At 53.8% G+C, this 1,118-nt stretch carries 1 protein-coding gene and 1 pseudogene; both read right to left on the reverse strand.

Going from position 1 to position 1,118, the window contains the following annotated elements:
• Window positions 1-232 (reverse strand): annotated as a pseudogene (locus HMPREF3101_RS12315) (hypothetical protein); the annotation flags it as partial.
• A gap of 55 nt (window positions 233-287) precedes the next feature.
• Window positions 288-938: a hypothetical protein gene (locus HMPREF3101_RS09950; protein WP_070465097.1), complete on the reverse strand. Its 651-nt coding sequence runs from the start codon at window positions 936-938 to the stop codon at window positions 288-290.
• Window positions 939-1,118: the final 180 nt, after the last annotated feature.

Consider the following 1,118-nt stretch of genomic DNA (forward strand, 5'->3'; position numbering starts at 1 on the left):
AAGAACTATTCGCGATAGCTGCTCTTTCTAGCTTTGCAAACTTCGGCAACCGTACAAACTGCACAAGTGACGACTCTGGTTCAGGTTCGCCATACAAAATCAACGTAGCTTCACTACGTAATTCAATCCCGCCAGGCAGGTTCTTCTTCCACTCAGTTTTCCTCCCAGCGCGTGTATACCCGCGCTGCTCAAACCACGGGTCAAGCCCGGCAACTAACGGTGCACTTCTCATACGCCGCGTCCTTTCATCATCTTTGAAAACAGTCGTCACCAGTAGTGGCGGCTGTTTAACGACGTTTGGCTTCCTCCGCTTCCATATATTCCGAGAAAACGCGGCAGGCTTGTTGGTATTCTTCCTTAGCGGTCAGCTTGCCGGGCTCGAGAGGAAGATTTCGCGGGTTAAGCACGGCTTCATAATCACAATCATCAAGCCATGCGCGTGCCGCAGCGAAATCACCAGCATGCAATATCAAAAACAACTCAGGATACGGACCATACGCAAGATCGAAATACGGGCCATCCACCACAGGGCGTAAGTCCTCAGCGTGCTCACGCAGTTGTGCTTCATTGGCCTCAATCACAGGGCCGACCTGTGCAAGATAAGCATCCCACTTCGGGCCGACACCCTCAAATTCACGCGGTTGGCGTCGGGAGGTATCCCGCGGCCGGAGGACATGACCTGCACCACCACCAGGATCACCCCGAAAAGAACTATTCGCGATAGCCGCCCTATGCAGCTTCGCAAACCGCGGTAACCGCACAAACTGCACAATAGATGCGTCCAGTTCCTCATCCCCATACAACCGCAAATCGACATAGCTATGTATCTCAATGCCGCCAGGCAGGTTCTTCTTCCACTCAGTTTTCCTCCCCGCTCGTTTATGGCCGCGCTGCTCAAACCACGGGTCAAGCCCGGCGACTAACGGTGCACTCCGCATACGCCGCGTCCCCCTTCCATCATCTTTGAAAACAGTCGTCACCAGTAGTGGCGGCTGTTTAACGACGTTTGGCTTCCTCCGCTTCCATATATTCCGAGAAAACGCGACGTGCTTGTTGGTATTCTTCCTCCGCTGTCAGCTTGCCAGGCCGGAGTTTAAGGTGTCGTGGGTTGAGCACGG

It is taken from the genome of Corynebacterium sp. HMSC29G08 (assembly GCF_001806875.1).
GTDB lineage: Bacteria > Actinomycetota > Actinomycetes > Mycobacteriales > Mycobacteriaceae > Corynebacterium.

Excerpts from the sequence above, each read along its gene's own strand:
- HMPREF3101_RS09950 (WP_070465097.1), bottom strand. The coding sequence starts at position 938 with ATGCGGAGTGCACCGTTAGTCGCCGGGCTTGACCCGTGGTTTGAGCAG.